Genomic DNA, 13,347 nt, shown 5'->3' with positions numbered 1-13,347 from the left:
CAGTTCGGCGCTTAAATAGAGTGCGGTTCATCTTCAGGCCACGTTCCAGACGTTCATGGGGCACCCGTCCAGCTTACCTAATCACTTTCGCAGGAGGTCTAATATCCCGAAGGAAGAGTTGGGCAAGGGCGTCTTCAGCCGGGAAGATTGACGGCTTCTCTCCTCTGGACGGGTCACCGTCTCGAGAAGAGAGCAATGCTGGGACGGAGCCGCGCCTATCTTGACAACCCACCCCCACTCCCCCACTGCTTGATCTTGTAAAGCACGAAAAATTAGATGACAATGATGATCAGATGAAACCAATTCTCAAGCTGGTCGGTTCTGCGGCTGCTATGTGTCTTCTGTCCTCAGCGCTGGCAACTGCCTACGTCACTGAATCCAACCTGACTGGCCTGGCACTACCCAAAGGCGCGATCGAGGTCACGGATCAGAAGGCCATCACGCCGATGGCGGGCTACCTGGATGACATCGCCAGCGGTATGAAAGGCGAGTGCGAGTATTCGGAATTTCTGGTGTGGCTCGACAGCGACCCCGACACGCTCGCCACCGCCCTGGGCGAGAAAATCGTCGCGGCCAAGTTCAAGGTGAATGACATCGACACCGGCAACATCTCCAAGGACAGCACCTACGAGGAATTCTCGATGGTTAGCAGCAAGGAGAAGTACGCCGCCGTGTGGGTCGACAGCCCCGACAGCGTCGTCCTTGGCTGGTGCAACGTCAAATAAGAATTGAACGTCGCGAGACGTCAGAAAGCTGAAAAGCCGAGCAGGCCGACAGAATCATTGAGGATTTCTGGTCGGTTTTTGCGGCAATCAGGCGGGCAACACCCGCACATGATCCGCGATCAATCCGCCGCCCAGCAGCTTCGGCCCGGCGTACAGCACGGCGCTCTGGCCGGGAGCCACAGCGAACTGGGCGTCCTCGAATTCCAGCTCGAAACCCTGCTCGTCGGCGTGGACGATTCGCGCCTTCACCGGGGCAGTACGGTAACGCACCTGCACTTCCAATTCGCGGGGCAAGTCGGCCAGGTCGATCAGGTAGTTGGCTCCCTCGGCCTTCAACCCGGTCCACAGACAGTCCTCGTATTCGCCCACCCAGACGGTGTTGCTCGCCACGTCCAGGTGAACCACATGCCGCACCAGATGCGACTGAAACAGGCCCAGACCCTTTTTCTGGCCGAGGGTGTAGAACTGTGTGCCCAGGTGCGCGCCCAGCACCTCGCCGCTGCGAATGTCACGCATCGGGCCGGACTGCTGCGGCACATACTCGGCCACGAATTCCTGAACGGTGCCAGGCACGAAGCAGATGTTCTGGCTCTCGGCTTTCTGGGCGGTCAGCAGGCCGTATTCCTCGGCGATCTCGCGCACACGGGGCTTTTCCAGCTCTCCGACTGGAAAGAGGATGTACGGCAGGGCGTCTTTGGGGGTGCCCCACAGGAAATAGGTCTGGTCCTTGCGTGGGTCGTCGCCCCGGTGAAAGGCCACGCCCCCGTCCGGCTCGTCAACCCGCTTGACATAGTGCCCGGTGGCGACGTAATCACAGCCGAGCATCCTGGCCTTTTTCACCAGCTCGTCGAATTTGACCTTGGTGTTGCAGTTGACGCAGGGGTTGGGCGTGCGCCCGGCGGCGTACTCGGCCAGAAAAGGGCCGACGATGTGGCGCTGAAAGGCCTCGCGGTAATCGAGCAGGTAAAACGGCACGCCGACCTGCTCGGCCACCCGACGGGCCTCGTAGGCGGCGTCGGGCGAGCAGCAGCTGTCGAAGGTGTCGGTGCGCTTGTCGTCGGGCCAGAAGCGCATCATCGCGCCGACCACCGAGAAGCCCTGCGCCTTGAGGAGCGCGGCACTCACACTGCTGTCGACGCCGCCGGACATGGCGCACAGCACCCGCCCGCCCGGCTTAATGCCATGGCCCGCTCGTTTTTGGGTTGTCTGGTCTGCCGTGGCCATCATAACGAGTGAGTGTAACAGGCCCGCTGTCACCCTGGCGTGAGCGCCGCGACAGTGAGACGCAACGGCGAGCAAAAACAGTGGCTAGACTGCTGGACATGCTCACCGACGCTCAACTTCTTGGTGCCGCCGCCCGCTTCGGCACGCCGCTGTATGTCTACGACGCTGCCGAGCTGGACGCCGCCCTCTCACGGGTTCGCAGCGCCTTTCACGACGCGCGCCTCTTTTACGCCATGAAGGCCAATCCCAATTTGACCCTGCTGTCCCGGATGCGGGCGGCGGGCGTGGGTTTCGAGTGCGTCAGCGCCGGAGAACTGGCGCGGGCGGTGAAGGTGGGCGCGGGCGGTGAGGAGATTCTGGTGAACGGCCCGGCCAAGACTGACGAGGAATACGCCGAGGGCGGGCGGCTCGGCGCGACCTTCATCGTGGATAGGGCCGAGGAAGTCGGACTGCTGCCGCCGCGCTCACGGGCGCTGGTGCGGGTCAACCCGGCCCTGGAAGTCAGCACCCACGACCACCTCGCCACCGGTGCCGGTAGCAGCAAGTTCGGCGTGCCGCTGGACGGGGTTCCCGCCGTGCTGGTAGCCCTCGAGGCAGCGGGACATACGGTACGCGGTCTACACGTCCACATCGGCAGCGCCATCCGCGATGCGGGCGATTTCGCGGCGGCCTTCCGTCGGCTGAGCGAACTTCGCCCCAGCGTGGGCGCGCTGGAAGTGCTCGATGTGGGCGGCGGCTGGGGACTGGACGCCGATCTGAATGGCATCGCGGCCCAGGCCAGATCGGCGGCGCAGGTGTTCGGCGCTCAGCTGTGGGCCGAGCCGGGAAGGTATCTGGTGGCGGGCGCGGGCGTCCTGCTCAGCCGGGTGGTGGGCCTCAAGGAGACCACCCGCGACTTCGTACTACTTGACGCGGGCATGACCGAACTGCTGCGCCCGATGCTCTACGGCGCGGAGCACCCGGTCAGAGCGCTCTGGCAGCGCGGCGAAGATGGGTCAGGAGAAATGGACAGCTACGACCTGGCCGGTCCCGCCTGCGAGAGCGGCGACGTGCTGGCCCGTGCCGTGCCGCTGGCAGAGCCGCAGCGCGGCGATGTGCTGGCCTTGCTGGACGCTGGAGCCTACGGCGCGGCCATGAGCAGCAATTACCTCACTCGCCCGCGCCCCGCCGAGGTGCTGTGGGACGGGGAGTGGCAGGTCATCAGGCAGCGCGAGAGCGTGGAGGCGATCTGGAGCGCTGAAGTCTAGGTCAGCCGTCCTCGTCGCTGGGAATCAATTCGGTCTCCGACGCGGCGTGCTGCTGCAACTTGGCGGCCTTGTCAGTAGGCGTCTCGTTCTGAGGGTCGCTGTCCGGCACGGCCACCACCTCGGGATGCTCGTTAGGCAAGCTGGACTGGATGATCTCGCCGGGCTGATTGCTGGCAGTCTTGTCGGTCATGGGCGCACCTTAAAGGCGGAATGGGCCGTTATGGTGGCGATTTGGGCAAGCAGGCTTTAGAAAAACCTCTCACAGCTGCGCGTGCAGCCGCCGCGACAGCTCGCCCGCCGCCTCGATGCCAGCTTTGAGGAGGGCCATGTAGGCGTCGGGGGCAATCGGGGCCTCCTCCGCACCTCCCTGGGCTTCCAGAATCAGGCCCGCTGCGGTGGCGACCACGTTCAGGTCAGCACTGGCCCGCGCATCTTCGCTGTAATCGAGATCGACCAGCAATTCACCGTCCACGTAGCCGACGCTGACCGCGCCGAGTTCGTGCGTCAGCGGCCACTCGCTGAGCGTGCCGCGCTTGACCAGCCGGTCCGCGAGGTCGAACAGGGCAGTGTATCCCGCCAGCAAGCTGGTGATGCGGGTGCCGCCGTCGGCCTGCAACACGTCGCAGTCGATGACCAGTGTCTGGTTTCTGAACGGCTTCAAATCGACGACCGAGCGAAACGAGCGCCCCAGCAACCGCTGAATTTCGTGCCGCCGCCCATTTTGCATGTTGCGTTCGCGGTTCTGGCGGTCCTGGGTGGCGCGCGGCAGCATCAGGTACTCGGCCATCAGCCAGCCTTCCTTCTTGCCGCGCATGTGGTGCGGCACCTTCGGGTCGAGACTGACAGTGGCGATCACCCTGGTCTGGCCGAGTTCCACCAGCGCGCTGCCCTCGGCGTAGGCATTGACGCCCCGGCTGACCTTGAGGACGCGGGGGTCGAGGGCAGCCCGGCCCTGCCTCACCTGGCTTGCCTCACCTGGGTGGCCTGCGGCACGGCGGGTTCGGCAAACGAGCATTCGGCCCGCTCGACCCGCACCGGCTGGCCCGTCAGCGCCGCCATCACGGGCGCGGCCTGCGCGGGGTCACCCGTGACGAAGAAGGCCGTTCCTGCCTCAGCGCCGGACGTCTCGGCACCCGGCGGCTCCTGGGCCGTTCCCAACACCTGCACCGTGCGCCGCGCCACCGCCGCTCCGGAATCGAGCAGCGCGAACTGGTCGCCGAACTCGGCCCGGATACTGTCCACCAGAAACGGAAAGTGGGTGCAGCCCAGGACCAGCTGGTCGGCCCCAGCCTCGGCGGCGGGCGTCAGTACCTCGCGCAGCACGGCCCGCATCCGCGCCGAGTCGGCCTGACCGGCTTCCACCAGCGGCACCAGTTCGGGATGGCTCAGATGTAGCACTTTTGCCCCGGCGGGCACCGCGAACTGCCGGGTCACCTCGGCCAGCTTCTCGCCGCGCAGCGTGACTGGCGTGGCGAGCACAGCCACTATGCCGCTGCGGGTGGCCGCCACCGCTGGTTTGAGCGCCGGAACCAGGCCCACGATGGGAAAATCAGGGCCGAAACGCGCCCGCAGAAAATCGAGGCTGAAGGCGCTGGCGGTGTTGCAGGCGACGACGGCTCCCCGGCAGCCGTGGTCCCGCAACCAGACCAGACCAGTCGCCGTCAGGTGGCGCACCTCGTCGTCAGAGCGGCTACCGTAGGGCACGTGGGCGGTGTCGGCCAGGTACACGAAGTGCTCGTCCGGCAGCGCCCGGCGCAACTCGGCCAGCACGCTCAGGCCACCCATGCCCGAATCGAAGACCCCGATGGGCCGCGCCCTCAAGGCGTATTGCTGCTGCGCTGCGCTCACGCCCGGAAGTCTAGCGGGTTTGCCCACCCCGCAACACGCCTCCGCTTCCAGCTAGCCCTCTCGGGGCGGGCAGGAAAATGGGAGCCGGCGTCACCTATGCCGCGTACAGCGCGCAGAGCATTCTGTGCAACCCAGCTTCGGGCACCTTCCCTAACACTTGCAGTTCGATGTTCCATTGTCACACCAGGGCGCCGAATAGTCGAGACAAGGATTCGCTGTTCCTGTGCGTCGCCTCAGAATGTTTAAAAAGATACCAGTCGCCATAAATCCGATCTGCCCATCTCAAATCTGTTCATGACATCAGCAAATAGTCAAGAAGGCCTTGAAGATAGGAGAATATGCCTGCAAATGTAGCAGCGATAGAGATAGAGACACCAGCGCAATCAACACTATTCCAGAACTCGGACTTTTTAGGGCAGGTGTGCCAAAACGGGAGAGTTATAACCCCCCGCAGCAGGACAAACCCTCCAAACATTCGTGGAGAGTCATGGAAATGCAGCCCAGGTTGATAAAGACCCACCAAACCAAGAAGCCCAGCGACTTCGGCGGTGAACATGTCAGAAAGTAAATTCTGTTACTTCTCCCCTGCCCCTGTTTGGCCGATGCTGCCCGCGTGAAAGTAAACGACGATCTGCTGGTGCTGGAACTCTCCGCCAACTTGATGGGCGGCCCGACGCTGATTCATCCGGTCGTGATTGTGGACGAAGCTATGGGGTTGACGCTGGTGGACGCGGGCCTCCCCGGCATGGCCGACGCCATCGGCGCTCTGCTCTCCGAGCAGGGGCTGAAGCTCAGCGACATCAAACGGGTCATCATCACGCACCACGACCTCGACCACATCGGCAGCGTGCCTGCCGTGGTGGAAGCCAGCGGCGCACAGGTCTGGGCACCGGAGCGCGAGATTCCCTTTCTTGAGGGCCGCGAGTGGCCGCAGAAAATGCCCACGCCGCAGCAGGCCGATCAGTTGCTGGCCGATCCCAACGTGCCGCAAGCGCGCAAGGAAATGATCAAGCAGATGTCCGGCATGAAGCCGGTCACACTCAAGGTGGACCGCGCCCTGAAAGACGGTGAGGTGCTGCCGATGGCCGGGGGGGTACGGGTTGTCACGACGCCGGGACACACCTTCGGGCACGCCAGCCTGTATCTCGAACGCCACCAGACGCTGATTACGGGAGACGCCCTGTCGTCCAGTGCCGGGCAACTGAGTGGGCCATTCCCCGCCGGAACAGCCGACATGAAGACGGCAGGCGAGTCGGTGAACAAGCTCGCCGGGCTGGACGTGCAGACCATCGTGACCTATCACGGCGGCGTGGTGAGCGAGGAGGCCAGCGGGCAACTCAAGCAGGTGGCGGGGCAAATGGCCGCAGCAAACTGATGGGGACCGAGCGCTGGGTCTTTATAGGCGACAGCATCACCGACACCGGGCGGCGAGAAGACCCGGAAGGCTACGGCGACGGCTACGTCTCGCGCATCCGTGAGCAACTGCTGGTGGGTGACCCGGCCTGCACCACCGACATTCTCAACCGGGGCGTCAGCGGCGACACCGTGCGCGAGTTGCGCCAGCGCTGGCAGACTGACGTGACGGCCCTCAAGCCCGACCTACTCAGCGTCAAGATCGGCGTGAATGACGTGTGGCGCAGCTTCGACGGCGCACCGGACCGGGCGGTGAATGCCGACGAGTACCGGGCCACCCTGCGCGGCCTGCTCGGTGAGGCCAGTGCCCTGGACTGCCGCCTGGTGCTCGTCACGCCGTTTCTGGTGGAACCGGACCGCCAGGAAGCGATGCGCCGCGAGGTCGAAGCCCGCGCGCACATCGTGGCCGAGCTGGCCCACGAGTTCGGGGCCACGCTGGTCGAGCTGCAACCCGCCTTCGACGAGGCGATGGACGCCAGCTCGCCTGAGTGCTGGGCTCCGGACCGGGTGCATCCCAGCGGGCCGGGCCACCTGCTGATCGCGCGCGAATGGCTGCGGGCAGTGGAGAGCGGAGCACCCACCTTGCTCTAGACTTCCGCTTGAGATGACCCAGCCCGGTTCCGATGCCCCAGCTTCACCCGCTCCGCCGCACGACCTGGGGCTGGGCCGCATCCTAGCCGAGCAGTCGGGCGAGCGATTCCTCAACAAGGACGGCTCATTCAACGTGCAGCGCCAGGGCATGGGCTGGCAATCGGTCAGCGTGTACGGCAGTCTGCTCACTGCGCCGTGGAGCGTCTTTTTTCTGGCGATGGGCGGCCTGTATCTGGCGCTCAACGCGCTGTTCGGCCTGGCGTATTTCTGGCTCGGCAAGGGTGCCCTCAGCGAGGAGCCGCTCAGCGGCATGCCGCACTACCTGGCCTGCTTTTTTTTCAGCGTGCAGACCTTCGGCACCATCGGCTACGGCCACGTCTACCCGCTGACCGAGGCGGCCAATCTGGTGGTCACCGCCGAAGCGTTTATCAGCTTGCTGGGCGTGGCGCTGGCGACCGGGGTACTGTTTGCCCGGTTTTCCAGGCCGCAAAGCCGCATCCTGTTCAGCCACCACGCGGTGATCGCGCCGTTCGGGGGCGGAGCCGGGCTGATGTTCCGGCTGGTCAACGGACGGCGCAGCCAGCTGATGAACGCCCGCGTCGAGGCGGTGCATACCCAGTTCGAGGTCATGCCCGACGGACGGCGGGTGCGGCGCTTCACGGCGCTGGCGCTGGAGCGCTCGCAGGTGACCCTCTTGCCGCTGGCCTGGACCATCGTGCATCCGATCACGCCAGGCAGTCCGTATTGGCAGGTCAGCCTCGAGCAACTGCTCGAAGCCGACGCCGAGATCATGGTGATCTTCAACGCCACCGACGAGGCAGTGCAGCAGACCATCCACGCCCGCAGCAGCTATAAGCCGCATGAGCTGCGCTGGAACGAGCGCTTTGCCGATCTTTACCGCCGCACTCCACGCGGCGAACTCTACGTGGACGTGGAGAGACTACACGACACCGAGCGTGCGGTGGTGGACGCCTGAAGCAGGACGAATGAGCGGCAATCAGTTTTATTTAGCCATCTAAGCGCTTTCGTCGGCTACACTGAACGCATGGCTCAGGTCTCCCGCTACTACGATGTCAAACGCGGCCCCGACGGACACCGCTACCTCAGCGTGAAAGTCACCGGCTTCTCGCTGCTGCACATTCCGCTGCTCAACAAGTCCACCGGCTTTACACCCGAGGAGCGGCGCTTTCTGAACCTGGAAGGACTGGTGCCGCCACACACCTCCACTTTCGCGGAGCAAAAGCAGCGCACCTTCCAGCGCTATCTCCAGCAAGTCACCGATCTGGACAAGCACGAATTCATGCGCGCCCTGCAAGACCGCAACGAGGTGCTGTTCTACGGCATTCTGGCCGACCACCTCGAAGAACTGCTGCCGATTCTCTACACCCCCACGGTGGGCGAGGCGGTGCGGGTCTTCTCGCACATCTACCGCTACCCGCGCGGGCTGTCGGTCAGCACCCTGGACGTGGACCGGGTGGACGAGATGCTGAACAATGTGCCACTCGACGACGTGCGGATGATCGTCGCCACCGATTCGAGCGCCATTCTGGGCATCGGGGATCAGGGTTTCGGCGGCATGGCGATCAGCATCGGCAAGCTGAGCCTCTACACGGCGGCGGGCGGCGTCGGCCCCGACAAGACCCTGCCAGTCGAACTCGACGTGGGCACCAACCGCCAGGATTTGATCGACGATCCGCTCTACCTGGGCGTTCACCACACCCGCCTGACCGGGGCCGCCTACGACGAGTTCCTCGACAGCTTCGTGGAGGCGGCCCAGGCCCGCTATCCCAAGGCCATCATCCAGTGGGAGGATTTTGCGCGCGGCACGGCCTTTCACGTCCTTAACCGCTACCGCAAGGTGATTCCCAGCTTCAACGACGACATCCAGGGCACCGGGGCGATGGCCCTGTCCGGCCTGATCAGCGCTTCCAGGCTCAAGAACGAGACCTTGCAGGAGCAGGTGTTCGTGGTTGTCGGCGCGGGCGCGGGCGGCATCGGCGTGGCGGGGATGATCCGCAGTGGCCTGATGCGCGCGGGTCTCTCGCCCGCCGAGGCTTCGGCCCGCGTGTACGTGGTCGACCGCTTCGGCCTGCTGATGCACGGCCAGAACTTAGAAGACCACCAACTGGGTTTTGCCAAGACGCCCGGCGAGCTGGAGGGCTGGTTCGGCCCAGAGCGTCTGGCGGCGGGCGAGTGGCCGAGCCTATACGAAACCGTCAAGCACACCGGGGCCACCGCCCTGCTGGGCCTGTCCGGGGTGCCGAATCTGTTTAACCAGCCCATCGTGGAGGCGCTGCACGCCAACGCCGCGCGGCCCATCGTGTTTCCGCTGTCCAACCCCACCGCCAATGTGGAAGCCCAACCTGCCGACGTGCTGCGCTGGACCAATGGAGCCGCCATCGTCGCTTCGGGGAGTCCCTTTGCCGATGTGCAGCTGGAAGGCACGAGCTACCCCATCGGGCAGGGCAACAACGCCTTCATCTTTCCGGGGCTGGGCTTCGGGGCCATCATCAGCCGAGCGCGCGAGATCACCGACAGCATGATCATGGCCGCCGCCGAGACGCTGGCCGACGAAACCGCCCAGCACGGCGGGCTGGTGTATCCACCGATCTCGTGCATTCGCGACGTATCTCTCAAGGTGGCGGTGCGGGTGGCGCGGCAGGCGATTTTCGAGGGCGTGGCCGCCGAGAAACGTGTGCGTAACCTCACCGACGACGAACTGGCCGCCTTCGTGCAGCGCCGCTTCTGGCAGCCGCACTACCTGCCGCTGAGAAAGGCCGAGGACGCCCAGATGCTGCTGTGACGGAACGCGGCTTGTCAGCAAGGAATTCCAGGCAAAGAAGAAGGCCGGGCAGCGTGGAATCACCGCCCGGCCTTCCTCAAATCGCAGCCTGCCTCACGGCTTTTAGCTGTACCAGTTCTTGTCCCAGCGCTGGCCGCGTAGCTTCTCCAGCTGACTTTGCGGCAGCCCCTGGCCGTCGGCGAGCGCCGCGTTGCGCTCGACGTTTTTCACCGATCGCATGCCCACGATCACGGTGCTGACAGCCGGGTGGCTCAGCACAAAGCGCAAGGCCTTTTCAGGAATCTGGGCCGTGCCGATCCCCAGCGCCTGCTCGATGGCCCGCAGGTGCGGTTGCAACTCTGATTTGCGCTCGCCCCTGAAGTAGTGGTTGCGGAAATCGCTCTCGGGAAACTGGGTCTCGGGCGTCACGTTGTCACTGAGCGACCCCTCGTCGAGCGCCACACGCACGATCACGCCGACGCCGTGCTGCTGACACACATCTAGCAGGCGGTCGGCGGGCGTCTGGTCGAAGACGTTGTAGATGACCTGCACCGTTTCCACCCAGCCCTCCTCAATGGCCTTGATGGCGTTTTCCGGCTGGTGGTCGTTGATGGAGATGCCGAAGTGCTTGACCTGCCCGCCCTTCTTAAGCTGCTCAACGCCCTCGCGCCAGCTCCCCTCACCCAGCCAGGAGTCGTTCCAGACGTGAAACTGCTGCACATCCACACTCTCCATGCCCAGGTTGCGCAAACTGGTCTCGGTGCTGGATACGATGTAATCGGCGGGAAAGGCGTCGTCGGCGTGGCTGCCGGGTTGGGCAGGCCATTTACCGTTCTTGGGCGGAATTTTGGTGGCGATCAGCGTACCGGGATTGCGGCGGGCCACCTCGCCGACCAATTTCTCGGAGTGGCCTTCCCCGTAAGCCAGGGCCGTGTCGATGAAATTGCCGCCGAGGGCGATGTAGCGCTCCAGGGCTCGGGTGCTCTCGCTGTCGTCGGCACCGATCCACTGCTTGCCGCTGATGCCCCACGCGCCGTAGCCAATCTCGGTGACGTGCAGGCCAGTGCTCCCCAGCGGACGCTGATGCATGGTTGGTTTTGGGTTGGTCATAGAGGGTGTTGTAGCGCCGCAGCCAGCCACATGCGTGAGCGCAGACTCAAGGCCAGACCATATCTGGCCCAATACATTTCAAATGATAAGTTTATATGGCATTTTCATTGACATTCGCCAGATTTTGGCGCTAGACTTGATGGATGACCGCCACCGATCTGCCGCCACACGGCCAGGCCCAGCAGGCCACCGCACCGCCGATTCCGGCCCGCTCCTGGGCGATCATCGACTCCACGCTGCGCGAGGGTGAGCAGTTTGCGCGCGGCAACTTCAAGACCGCCGACAAGATCGAGGTGGCCCGCGCCCTGGACGCCTTCGGGGCCGAGTACATCGAGCTGACCACCCCGATGGTGAGTGTACAAACCGCCTCGGACATCCGGCAACTGGCCGATTTGAACCTGAACGCCAAGCTCCTCACCCACGTTAGGTGCGCCATGGAAGACGTGCAGCGGGCGGTCGATACCGGTGTGGACGGCCTGGACCTGCTGTTCGGCACCAGCAGCTTTCTGCGCGAGTTCAGCCACGGCAAGAACATCGGCCAGATCATCGAATCGGCCCAGAAGGTCATCGGCTGGCTCAAGACCCACCATCCGAACCTGGAGTTACGCTTCTCCGCCGAGGACACCTTCCGCAGCGAGGAAGCTGATCTGATGGCGGTGTACAAGGCCGTGTCTGATCTGGGCGTTCACCGGGTGGGGCTGGCCGACACGGTAGGTGTCGCCACGCCGAGGCAGGTCTACACCCTGGTGCGCGAGGTCCGCAAGGTGATTCACGCTGAGTGCGGCATCGAGTTTCACGGGCACAATGACACCGGCTGCGCGGTCAGCAACGCCTACGAGGCGATTGAGGCCGGAGCCACCCACATTGACACCACCATCCTGGGCATCGGCGAGCGCAACGGCATCACGCCGCTGGGCGGTCTGCTGGCGCGGATGTTCACCTTCGACCCACAGGGCCTGATCGACAAGTACAACCTCGATTTGCTGCCCCAGCTCGACAACATGATCGCCCGGATGGTCGGCCTGCCGATTCCCTGGAACAATTACCTGACGGGTGAGTTCGCCTACAACCACAAGGCGGGCATGCACCTCAAGGCCATTTACCTCAATCCCGGTGCCTACGAGGCGATTCCGCCGCAGGTGTTCGGGGTGGGGCGGCGCATTCAGGCGGCCAGCAAGGTGACCGGCAAGCACGCCATCGCCTACAAGGCCCGCGAGATGGGCCTGCATTACGGCGAGGAAGCCCTGCGGCGTGTCACAGACCACATCAAGGCGCTGGCCGAGCACGATGATCTGGACGATCAGCACCTCGAAGACCTGCTGCGCGAATGGGTGAGCGCCTGAGTGGTCGTGAGGTTCGGGGTACGCTGGTTTGGAGATGACAGCTGACAGACCAGGTGAGCTGAGTGACTATAGCTCGCGTGCGGCGAGGGCCCTGGTGCTGCTGCACAACGGGCATCTGCGGCAATGCATGGAACTCTGGAAGCAGGCGAAGGCCGCCGATCTCCAGCTCCCAACCACCCAGAGCAAGGCCGCCGATCTCCAGCTCCCAACCACCCAGAGCGAGGATTACCGCTCGCTGGACGCCCTCCTTCACCATATTCTGCGCTCGGCCAGAATCTACATGTTCCGCATCTGTGAGCACCTTGGGCGGCCCGCCCACAGATCTACCCGGTGCCGAATGTCGACGAGCTGGCGGGGCAAGTCGATGCCTACCTCGAACACCTTCTGGAGCGCTGGCCGCTGACCGACGTAACGGACGAGCAGATGGAACCCGCCGAGGAACTTTATTTCGCGGGCATGCCGTACTGGGTCGATGCCATGCTCGACATGCGGTGATGCACCCGATTCGCCACGGGTTTCAGCTTCGAGAATTGATAGACCGGCAGGCCTCGCTCTGAAACGCAGCTGAGCCGCGCCACCGACATGGCACTCAAGAGCGTTGTACAGCACCTCCAGCGCAAACCACTGACCTACACCCAGGCCCGCTTAACGCGGCACACCACCCTGCTCGACACTGGACAGGCGACCTTCAAGCGGGCCCGCTTGGCGCTGCGTGACTTCGCCACCCATCAGTCACACGGGCTGCGGCTCTTTCCAGCCGACTCGCCGCCAGATGCATGGAGACTGTGCTGATCGTGTTGCGTTGGCTGCCGAATGGTGCAGGTGATCCGTGAACCGAGGCTCTCCGGCTCTACTTACGCCTCACTGCTCGGTCATCCCTAACACGGCGAGAACCTGTTTTTGGTGGAGTGGCATGAAAACGAGCGCGTCACCCTTGAACTGCGGGCCGTGGGTCAGCCATCCAACCTGTCCTACAAACGCACTCGGCCTCTTGAAACGTGGCTGCACCCCCTGAGTACCCGACAGGACATCCGGGCCATGTGGCGGGCGGCAACTGGCACAAT

The 13,347-nt window shown here is 64.1% G+C and carries 15 protein-coding genes; 9 read left to right on the top strand and 6 right to left on the bottom strand.

The genetic code is table 11. From position 1 onward, the window contains the following. Positions 1-332: 332 nt before the first annotated feature. Complete coding sequence (locus GUI70_RS18220; RefSeq protein WP_161883735.1) at positions 333-725, top strand: hypothetical protein; 393 nt, start codon at positions 333-335, stop codon at positions 723-725. 87 nt (positions 726-812) lie between these two features. Here GUI70_RS18220 and mnmA read toward each other — a convergent pair whose 3' ends face one another. Further along, complete coding sequence (mnmA, locus tag GUI70_RS18215; protein WP_161883744.1) at positions 813-1,949, bottom strand: tRNA 2-thiouridine(34) synthase MnmA; 1,137 nt, start codon at positions 1,947-1,949, stop codon at positions 813-815. A 98-nt stretch (positions 1,950-2,047) separates the two neighbouring features. On the opposite strand from mnmA, the gene lysA reads away from it, so the two are divergent. Then, the gene (lysA, locus tag GUI70_RS18210; protein ID WP_161883734.1) at positions 2,048-3,196 is read left to right on the top strand and encodes a diaminopimelate decarboxylase; all 1,149 of its coding nucleotides are present in this window, start codon (positions 2,048-2,050) and stop codon (positions 3,194-3,196) included. 1 nt (position 3,197) lies between these two features. Here lysA and GUI70_RS18205 read toward each other — a convergent pair whose 3' ends face one another. From GUI70_RS18205 to GUI70_RS18190, 4 genes are all read right to left on the bottom strand, one after another. Then, positions 3,198-3,386: a hypothetical protein gene (locus GUI70_RS18205; protein ID WP_161883733.1), complete on the bottom strand. Its 189-nt coding sequence runs from the start codon at positions 3,384-3,386 to the stop codon at positions 3,198-3,200. A 69-nt stretch (positions 3,387-3,455) separates the two neighbouring features. Further along, positions 3,456-4,211, bottom strand: a complete 756-nt coding sequence (rph, locus tag GUI70_RS18200) for a ribonuclease PH (RefSeq protein WP_161883732.1) — start codon at positions 4,209-4,211, stop codon at positions 3,456-3,458. Beyond that, entirely contained in the window at positions 4,154-5,044 is an 891-nt protein-coding gene (gene murI, locus GUI70_RS18195; RefSeq protein WP_272952898.1) for a glutamate racemase, read from the bottom strand. Before murI ends, rph begins: the two co-directional genes overlap by 58 nt. A gap of 292 nt (positions 5,045-5,336) precedes the next feature. Further along, entirely contained in the window at positions 5,337-5,600 is a 264-nt protein-coding gene (locus GUI70_RS18190) for a hypothetical protein (protein ID WP_161883731.1), read from the bottom strand. Between the two features lie 57 nt (positions 5,601-5,657). On the opposite strand from GUI70_RS18190, the gene GUI70_RS18185 reads away from it, so the two are divergent. The 4 genes from GUI70_RS18185 to GUI70_RS18170 all read left to right on the top strand — a co-directional run bounded on the left by GUI70_RS18185 (position 5,658) and on the right by GUI70_RS18170 (position 9,851). After that, positions 5,658-6,419 carry an MBL fold metallo-hydrolase gene (locus GUI70_RS18185; RefSeq protein ID WP_237725021.1) on the top strand — a complete coding sequence of 254 codons (762 nt, stop codon included), beginning with the start codon at positions 5,658-5,660 and terminating at the stop codon, positions 6,417-6,419. Continuing rightward, complete coding sequence (locus tag GUI70_RS18180; RefSeq protein WP_161883730.1) at positions 6,419-7,048, top strand: SGNH/GDSL hydrolase family protein; 630 nt, start codon at positions 6,419-6,421, stop codon at positions 7,046-7,048. The genes GUI70_RS18185 and GUI70_RS18180 overlap by 1 nt, the downstream gene beginning before the upstream one ends. A 13-nt stretch (positions 7,049-7,061) precedes the next feature. Then, positions 7,062-8,024: an ion channel gene (locus GUI70_RS18175; RefSeq protein WP_161883729.1), complete on the top strand. Its 963-nt coding sequence runs from the start codon at positions 7,062-7,064 to the stop codon at positions 8,022-8,024. Positions 8,025-8,093: 69 nt separating this feature from the next. Beyond that, positions 8,094-9,851: an NAD-dependent malic enzyme gene (locus GUI70_RS18170; protein ID WP_161883728.1), complete on the top strand. Its 1,758-nt coding sequence runs from the start codon at positions 8,094-8,096 to the stop codon at positions 9,849-9,851. 102 nt (positions 9,852-9,953) lie between these two features. Here GUI70_RS18170 and GUI70_RS18165 read toward each other — a convergent pair whose 3' ends face one another. Further along, complete coding sequence (locus GUI70_RS18165; protein WP_237725020.1) at positions 9,954-10,940, bottom strand: aldo/keto reductase; 987 nt, start codon at positions 10,938-10,940, stop codon at positions 9,954-9,956. Between the two features lie 143 nt (positions 10,941-11,083). Between GUI70_RS18165 and lysS the strand changes: the two genes are divergently transcribed. The 3 genes from lysS (at position 11,084) to GUI70_RS18150 (ending at position 13,075) form a co-directional block, all read left to right on the top strand. Further along, on the top strand, positions 11,084-12,283 hold the full coding sequence (gene lysS, locus GUI70_RS18160) for a homocitrate synthase (RefSeq protein ID WP_161883727.1): 1,200 nt from the start codon (positions 11,084-11,086) through the stop codon (positions 12,281-12,283). A 330-nt stretch (positions 12,284-12,613) separates the two neighbouring features. Continuing rightward, positions 12,614-12,778, top strand: a complete 165-nt coding sequence (locus GUI70_RS18155) for a hypothetical protein (protein ID WP_161883726.1) — start codon at positions 12,614-12,616, stop codon at positions 12,776-12,778. Between the two features lie 87 nt (positions 12,779-12,865). After that, positions 12,866-13,075 carry a DUF1990 family protein gene (locus GUI70_RS18150; protein ID WP_161883725.1) on the top strand — a complete coding sequence of 70 codons (210 nt, stop codon included), beginning with the start codon at positions 12,866-12,868 and terminating at the stop codon, positions 13,073-13,075. The last annotated feature ends 272 nt before the right edge of the window (positions 13,076-13,347 follow it).

It is taken from the genome of Deinococcus alpinitundrae, from assembly GCF_009982895.1.
Taxonomy (GTDB): Bacteria; Deinococcota; Deinococci; order Deinococcales; family Deinococcaceae; genus Deinococcus; species Deinococcus alpinitundrae.
Note: the sequence above shows the minus strand (reverse complement) of the source record. Positions and strands in the feature narration are given on the sequence as shown.